The sequence below is a fragment of the Candidatus Polarisedimenticolaceae bacterium genome (assembly GCA_036376135.1).
Lineage (GTDB): Bacteria > Acidobacteriota > Polarisedimenticolia > Polarisedimenticolales > DASRJG01 > DASVAW01.
Genome location: DASVAW010000061.1, coordinates 1 through 7,260 on the forward strand (window position 1 = coordinate 1; position 7,260 = coordinate 7,260).

Below are 7,260 nucleotides of genomic sequence, written 5' to 3' on the forward strand. Positions count from 1 at the left end.
GCCCGGACTCGCGATGTCCGTTGCGGGGCAGGGCGGAAAATGGTTGCTGTCCCCATTTCCAAATCGTCCGTTGAAGACTTGACCCCTTCTATACTCCCGCGCCATGAGCTCGTCCATTACGCCCGGCACCCGTCTCGGTCCCTACGAAATCGTCGACCGCCTCGGGGCCGGCGGCATGGGCGAGGTCTGGCGGGCGAAGGACAGCCGGCTCGGCCGCGACGTCGCGATCAAGGTCCTCCCGCCGCTGGTGGCCGCCGATGCGGAGCGACTCCAGAGGTTCCATCGTGAGGCGCAGGTCCTGGCCTCGCTCAACCACCCGAACGTCGGCGCGATCTACGGCGTGGAGGAGATCGGCGGCTCCCCGGCCCTCGTGCTCGAGCTGATCGAGGGCCCGACCCTCGCCGACCGCATCTCGAAGGGACCGCTCCTCCTCGACGAGGCCGTCGCGATCGCGCGACAGATCGCCGACGCGCTCGAGTACGCGCACGACCGCGGCGTCGTCCACCGCGACCTCAAGCCCGCCAACGTGAAGCTCGACGCCGAGGGGCGCGCGAAGGTCCTCGACTTCGGCCTCGCCAAGGCGGTGGCGGGCGACCCCTCCGGGCGCAGCGATCCGGCGCTGTCGATGTCCCCGACGATCACCTCGCTCGGCACCATGGCCGGCGCGCTCCTCGGCACCGCCGCGTACATGAGCCCCGAGCAGGCCCGCGGCGCCTCCGTCGACCGCCGCGCGGACATCTGGGCCTTCGGCGCATTGTTCTGGGAGATGCTCACCGGCAAGCGCCTGTTCGAGGGGGAGACGGTCTCCGACACCCTCGCCGCGGTCCTTCGCGCACCGGTCGAATACGACTCCATTCCACCGAGCGTACCGCCTTCGCTGCGCAGGCTGATCGCCCGCTGCCTCGACCGCGACCCGAAAAAGCGCCTTCGCGACATCGGCGAGGCGCGGATCCTCCTCGAGAACGTCGGGAAGGAACCCGAGTCGGAGCCGCCGGCCGCGAGCTTCGCCCCGGCCCCGCGCCCGCGATGGTTCGCCCTGCTGCCCTGGACGGTCGCCGCGGCGTCGGTCGCCGCGCTCGTCGGCGTGAAGCTCCTCTCCCGCCCCGCGGAGTCTCCTCAGCTTTCGACGCGGTTCGAGATGACGCGCCCCGCGAAGCTCCAGGGGATGAGCTGGCCGATGCTCGCTCCGGACGGCCGGACGATCGCCTTCCAGGGATTCGGCGCCGACGGCACGGGAGGCATGATCTGGATCCGCCCCCTCGACGCCTTCGAGGCGTACCCGTTGAGCGGAACCGAGGGAGCGGGCCGTCCGTTCTGGTCCCCCGACAGCCGCCACCTCGCTTTCTTCGCGAGCGGCCAGCTCCGCAAGATCCCGGTGGCCGGCGGCCCGACGCAGATGATCTGCGAGTGCACCGGGGCCGACGGCTCGTGGGGCATCGACGGCACGATCCTCTTCGACGGCTCGGCAACCGACGGCATCCGGAGCGTCCCGGCGTCGGGGGGCGTTCCGACCCAGGTCGTTCCCGCGGGGGGAGAAGGGCAGCTGCGTCTCGCGGCCTGGCCCCGCCTTCTTCCCGACGGCCGTCACTTCCTGTTCCTGGGGAGAGAACGCGACGACGTCAGCGCCGAGAACATGATCCTGGTCGGCACCCTGGGGGAGACGGAGCACCGCGCGCTCGTCCCCACGAAGTCGCGGGTGGATTTCGCGAACGGCCGACTCGTCTACATCCTGCAGGACACGCTGGTCTCGCAACGCCTCGACATGGACCGCCTCGAAGTGCGCGGCGATCCCGTGCCGATCGTCTCGGGGATCATGGCCTCGGGGGGGCGCGCCAACTTCTCGCTCTCCGCGCGAGGCGACCTCGTCTACATGGCCGCGGCGGAGCAGGGGCGGGCCGAGCTCGTCTGGGTCGATCGGAGCGGGAAGGAGATCGGCAAGGTCGGCCCTCCCGATCGGTATCTCGAGCTTGCGCTTTCCCCCGACGGAACGCGCGTCGCGTACGGCCTCTCGGACGACAAGGGCGAGCCGGACGTCTGGGTTCGCGATCTGCGGCGGAACGCGGTCGCGCGCATCACGAATCAGTCGGGGACCGACAACTGGCCGGTGTGGTCCGCGGACGGCACGCAGGTCTACTTCGCCTCGAATCGATCGGGGGCGAAGTACCTCGTCTACCGGCGATCCGCGACCGGCACCGGACCGGAGGACGTCATCTTCGAACCCGAGCGCGGCGGCGCCGGCCCGGCCGACGTCTCCACCGACGGACGTCACCTCACGCTCGTGCGGAGCAACACCGGAGCCCAGTTCGACATCGTCACCATTCCCGCGGACGGGAAGGGGGCGCCCGTCAGCGTTGCCGCGGACAAGGCCAACGAGGGGGCGGCGCAGTTCTCCCCCGACGGCCGATTCATCGCCTACTCCTCGGACGAGAGCGGGAGGACCGAGATCTACGTCCAGACCTTCCCGCCGTCGGGGCAGAAGTGGACGGTCTCGAACTCGGGAGGATTCCAGCCGCGCTGGCGGGCCGACGGCAGAGAGCTGTTCTACCTCGGCGCCGACGCCGAAATGACGTCGGTACCGCTGATGCTCGGGTCGAGCTTCGAGGCGGGCCTCCCCGAGACGTTGTTCGGCACACGCGTTCGCACCGGGGGGACGCTGACGGGGTTGTACGACGTCACCGCCGACGGGCAGCGCTTCCTGCTCAACACGCCGACCGGCGAGACCGCGCCGACGCCGTTTTCGGTGGTGTTGAACGCGGTGCAACCATGATGACGTTGCTCCTCGCCTCCGCCGTCGCGTTCCCCATCGACCCCCGCCCCGAGCTCGCCGACGTCTTCGAGAAGGCCGGCGTGACCGGGGCGATCGTCGTCTATGACACGAGCACGGGGCGCGCGGTGGCGTCCGACCCCAAGCGTGTGGACGAGCCGGCGATCCCCGCCTCGACGTTCAAGATCTTCAACACGATGGTCGCCCTCGAGACCGGCGCGATCGCCGACGAGAAGACCGTCCTGAAATGGGACGGGGTCGAGCGGACGTTCGCGAACTGGAACAAGGACATGGACATGAAGGAGGCGATGCGCGTCTCCTGCGTGTGGTTCTACCAGGAGCTCGCGCGGCGCGCGGGGCCCGGGAAGATGCAGCACTGGCTCGACGCGGTCGGCTACGGAAACCGCGACCTCGGCGGCGGGATCGACCGATTCTGGCTCGACGGCGACCTGCGCATCTCCCCGCGCCAGCAGATCGACTTCCTTCGGCGGCTGCACGACGGGAAACTTCCGTTTTCCGAACGGTCGATGCGCATCGTGAAGGAGATCCTGCCGACCGAGAAGACCCCCGGCGGCGCCGTCGTCCACGGGAAGACCGGGTGGGGCGCGCGACTAAAGCCGCAGGCCGGCTGGTACGTCGGCTGGGTCGACCTCGAGGGGCGCACCCTCTACTTCGCCACGCGCGTGGACATCATGAAAGACGACGACGTGAAGGCGCGGATCCCGGCGACGCTCGAGGTGCTCGGGCGGATGGAGGGCGGCCTCCCTCCCGGTCAAAGGTAGAAGAACCTCCGCAGTTCGCCCTCCGCGACGAACCGGCAGGCCTGCCGGTAGATCGCGCGCAACGTCCCGGGAGCGAGCTCGCGGTGCAGTGGAACCGTGAGGATCTCGGATTCCCCGGCCGCGTTCGTGCGACGCAGCTTCGCGTGGCTTCCCCGCGTCGAGACGACCTCGAACCCGAAGCTTGCCAGCGCGCGTAGCACCTCGCGCGCGGAGAGCGCCCTAAGCCGGGGAGCCACCGTCGCCCACCGAGGTCTCGTATTGAAGGACGAGGCGTGGCGCCGCGACGAGTCCGAGGGAGCCAGGGTCCTCCCCTTCGAGGTGAAGCGCGACCGCCTCGCGCAACGCCTCCGCCGTTTCGTCGAGCGAGCGTCCCTGGGTCACGACCGCGATCTCCAGGCACTCGGCGACGAACCACGCGCCGTCGCGCACGACGACCGCGTGCACGGTGTCGCGCAGCGGGCGGCGGGGAGCGTGGTACGCGGCGCGCGCCTCGGCCACCGCCCTCGCTTCGGGATCCGACGGCGCGCGACGGTGCTTCGGGAGGATCTCGTAGGAGCCGCGCGCGATGCGTCGGAAGTAGTCCCAGCGGTGCGGGTGATTCGCGGGAGCGTTCACGCAGCAACGGCTGACGACGTGCGTCCGCACCGTCGACGCGTTGAGGTGCGGCAGGAGCCGGACGATCTCGTCGGGACGGAACGACCAGGCGCCCCGGCGGCGGCACAGGCGCACCGCGGCCCGGAGAACCTGCAGATGGACCGGCGTGTCGCGCATACCCGAAAATTACAAGGGTAATTTTTCGATGTCAAGTCAGGGACGGCGGGATCCCCAGCGCGCCTGCGTTCTCCCCGATCCGTCGATCAAACGTGACGAGTTTCAACTCCGCGAACGCCTCCGTGAACGCGAGGGCCGTCGAGAGGTGAATCGCGTCGAGAGTCCGAAGCGGCTCGACGGGAAACGTCCGACCCGCCCGGTCGAGGACGGGGTCCGTGATCGCCATGACGATCCACCCGGCCCGCTGCCGGCGGAGCACCCCGCGGAGTTTCCTGGCGTCGGCTTCGCGGAGAATCCTCTCGACGACCGCCCGCGACAACGCACGCTCGGCCTCCACGAAGGTGAGGCTCGAGGTCACGACGGCGTCCGCCGCATCCACGACCCCGGCCACCTTCCCCGCCTCCGGCTCCCCGAGGAGCCAGCTCAGAAGCGCGGACGTCTCGAGGTAGACGGCGGTCACCTGCGCGACTCGTCGCGATCCCGCGCCAGGATCCGCTCCGCGGTCCCTTCCTTCAGCCGCACCGGCGAAGGAGGCAGCGGCGACTTGGGCCGTGTCGGCAGCGTGACCGCGCCCGCGCGGGCCCAGGTCGCGAGGACGAGGTCCTCGCCCACGCCGTAGGCCATTCCGGGCTCGTGGATCTCCGCGATGACCGTGCCCCGATCGGACACGAGCAGCCGCCCCCCGGCGCGCACCTCGCGAAGGTGGGCGCTGAGGTTGTTCTTGAGATCCTTGATCCCGACCTTCTTCGAGCGGCGCATGCCGCGAAGGTAGCTACCAAGTGGCTACCTCGTCAAGTTGTGGAAGGGCTCAAGTCTTCGCTGCGGCGAGGACCTGGTCCCTGTAGACTCCGCGGGTGGTTCTCACGGTGGACCGGGTTCTTCCCCGCATCATCCAGGGTGGGATGGGCGCGGGAGTGTCGGACTGGCGGCTGGCCCGCGCGGTCGCCGTCACGGGGCAACTCGGTGTCGTCTCCGGGACGATGCTCGACACGATCCTGGTGCGACGCCTCCAGGACGGCGACCCCGGCGGCTTCATGCGCCGCGCGATCGAACGCTTCCCCCTCCCGGAGATCGGTGCCGACGTCCTGCGCCGTTACTTCCGCGAGGAGGGGCGCCCCCCCGGGGAGCCCTACCGGCTCCTCCCGATGTACCGGCGCGCCGCCGACGCGTTCCGCGAACGGGTCACGATGCTCGCGAACTTCGTCGAGGTGTACCTCGCCAAGGAGGGGCACCCCGGCGTCGTCGGGATCAACCTGCTCACGAAGGTCCAGCTCCCCAACCTCGCGTCGCTTTACGGCGCGATGCTCGCCGGGGTCGATTACGTGATGATGGGAGCGGGGATCCCGCGCGAGATCCCGGGGGCTCTCGACGCATTCGTCCGTCACGACGCCGCGTCGATGAAGCTCGACCACGCCGGGGTCCCGCCGGCCGTCCCGGAGGTCGCGACCTTCGACCCCCGGGCCCACGGGGCGGACGCGGCGGGCGAGCTTCGCCGCCCGCATTTCCTCCCCATCGTCTCGTCGCACACCCTCGCCGCCTCGCTCGCGAAGAAGTCGAGCGGCCGCGTCGACGGGTTCATCGTCGAGACCTCCGGCGCGGGAGGGCACAGCGCTCCACCGCGCGGCGTGACGCAGCTCGACGCCGGGGGCGAACCGGTCTACGGCGAGCGCGACCGGCCGGACCTCGCGCGGTTTCGCGAGCTCGGGGTGCCGTTCTGGCTCGCCGGCGGGACCGGAACCCGCGCCGGGCTTCGGGACGCGCTCGCTTCGGGGGCGGCGGGGATCCAGGTCGGAACGTTGTTCGCCTACTGCGACGAGTCGGGGCTCGCGGACGGGATCAAGAGGCGGGTCCTCCAGGGGATGGTCCGCGACGCGGTCGTCGTGCGCAACGACCCTCGCGTGTCGCCGACCGGCCTCCCCTTCAAGATCGTGCAGATGGAGGACGGCGGGTTCCAGCCCGAGGACCGCGCCCGGGTGTGCGACCTGGGATACCTCCGGCTCGCCGTGCGCGACGAGGAGGGGCGATTCGTCTACCGCTGCGCGGCGGAGCCGGTCGAGGCTTACGCCCGCAAGGGGGGCGCCGTCGACGAGACCGAGGGGCGCCGCTGCCTGTGCAACGCCCTCCTCGCCAACATCGGCTTGGGTCAGGCCCGCCCGGGAGGGATCGACGAGCAGCCGCTGCTCACGAGCGGCACGTGCCTCGAGACGATCCCCGACCTGCTCGCCGGGCGGGAGTCGTTCTCGGCAGCGGACGTGGTCGATTACCTTTCGGGGTAAGGGCGGCCCCTACCGCGGCGATATTCCCCCTCGATCCGGTTGACCGCCCCCCATCGGGGCACGAAGTTGTGGGCGGAGGGTCGGTACGACCCAGGAGGGGTTGCATGTTCGAGCTCACGGGAATCCGAGTCCGGTCCGTCCTTCTCGCCGCTTGCTGCGCGGGCCTCCTCGCGCTCGTCGCGATGAGCGCAACGCCCTGCCGGGCCGCCTCGATCCCGGCGTGGCTGGACGAGAACATCTCGAGGTGGAACGCGGAGCACGCGGAAGTCCCCATCCGCTTCGTCAACATCAAGGACTCGTACGTCTGGTACGACGCCCCGAAGACCGCCGAGATCGGACAGAAGCGGATCCGGGAGGCCCTCACCCGGATCGTGCTCGGGAACGGCTACGTCCCGATGGACGAGGAGGAGCTCGTGACGACCGGCAAGCCGCCCGTCGTGAGCGGGCCCGTGACCCCCAAGAAGTGCTGGAAGTGGTCGTACGTACTCAACATCGAGTCGCAGAGCAACACGAAGGCCGAGGGGGACGACTTCGCCGGCCAGCGTCAGCGGATGCTCACGACGATGGTGTGCGAGGACACCGCCTCCTGGTGGATGGCCTTCCGCGTCCTTCAGTAGGAAGTAGGGACAGCAACCATTTTCGACAAATGGGGACAGTCCCCCAAGAA

The 7,260-nt window shown here is 70.0% G+C and carries 8 protein-coding genes; 4 read left to right on the forward strand and 4 right to left on the reverse strand.

Features of this window, described 5'->3' with window-relative positions; translation table 11 throughout:
• Window positions 1-103 precede the first annotated feature (103 nt).
• Both VF139_05940 and blaOXA read left to right on the forward strand, forming a co-directional pair.
• On the forward strand, window positions 104-2,767 hold the full coding sequence (locus VF139_05940) for a protein kinase (protein HEX6850929.1): 2,664 nt from the start codon (window positions 104-106) through the stop codon (window positions 2,765-2,767).
• Window positions 2,764-3,546, forward strand: a complete 783-nt coding sequence (gene blaOXA / locus VF139_05945; GenBank protein HEX6850930.1) for a class D beta-lactamase — start codon at window positions 2,764-2,766, stop codon at window positions 3,544-3,546. The genes VF139_05940 and blaOXA overlap by 4 nt, the downstream gene beginning before the upstream one ends.
• Here blaOXA and VF139_05950 read toward each other — a convergent pair.
• Genes VF139_05950 through VF139_05965 form a run of 4 tightly spaced genes read right to left on the reverse strand, consistent with a single transcriptional unit; the run spans window position 3,537 to window position 5,076 of the window.
• Window positions 3,537-3,782, reverse strand: coding sequence for a type II toxin-antitoxin system HicA family toxin (locus VF139_05950; protein HEX6850931.1), 246 nt, complete (start codon window positions 3,780-3,782; stop codon window positions 3,537-3,539). The genes blaOXA and VF139_05950 overlap by 10 nt on opposite strands.
• Entirely contained in the window at window positions 3,766-4,317 is a 552-nt protein-coding gene (locus VF139_05955; protein HEX6850932.1) for a hypothetical protein, read from the reverse strand. Before VF139_05955 ends, VF139_05950 begins: the two co-directional genes overlap by 17 nt.
• 31 nt (window positions 4,318-4,348) lie before the next feature.
• Window positions 4,349-4,777, reverse strand: coding sequence for a type II toxin-antitoxin system VapC family toxin (locus VF139_05960; protein ID HEX6850933.1), 429 nt, complete (start codon window positions 4,775-4,777; stop codon window positions 4,349-4,351).
• Entirely contained in the window at window positions 4,774-5,076 is a 303-nt protein-coding gene (locus tag VF139_05965) for a hypothetical protein (protein ID HEX6850934.1), read from the reverse strand. Before VF139_05965 ends, VF139_05960 begins: the two co-directional genes overlap by 4 nt.
• Window positions 5,077-5,171: 95 nt before the next feature.
• Here VF139_05965 and VF139_05970 point away from each other — a divergent pair, with 95 nt between their 5' ends.
• The gene (locus tag VF139_05970; GenBank protein HEX6850935.1) at window positions 5,172-6,593 is read left to right on the forward strand and encodes a nitronate monooxygenase; all 1,422 of its coding nucleotides are present in this window, start codon (window positions 5,172-5,174) and stop codon (window positions 6,591-6,593) included.
• 104 nt (window positions 6,594-6,697) lie between these two features.
• On the forward strand, window positions 6,698-7,210 hold the full coding sequence (locus VF139_05975) for a hypothetical protein (GenBank protein ID HEX6850936.1): 513 nt from the start codon (window positions 6,698-6,700) through the stop codon (window positions 7,208-7,210).
• Window positions 7,211-7,260: the final 50 nt, after the last annotated feature.

Coding starts and splice junctions, on each gene's coding strand:
- VF139_05975 (HEX6850936.1), top strand. CDS start 6,698: ATGTTCGAGCTCACGGGAATCCGAGTCCGGTCCGTCCTTCTCGCCGCT.
- VF139_05955 (HEX6850932.1), bottom strand. CDS start 4,317: ATGCGCGACACGCCGGTCCATCTGCAGGTTCTCCGGGCCGCGGTGCGC.
- VF139_05940 (HEX6850929.1), top strand. CDS start 104: ATGAGCTCGTCCATTACGCCCGGCACCCGTCTCGGTCCCTACGAAATC.
- blaOXA (HEX6850930.1), top strand. CDS start 2,764: ATGATGACGTTGCTCCTCGCCTCCGCCGTCGCGTTCCCCATCGACCCC.
- VF139_05965 (HEX6850934.1), bottom strand. CDS start 5,076: ATGCGCCGCTCGAAGAAGGTCGGGATCAAGGATCTCAAGAACAACCTC.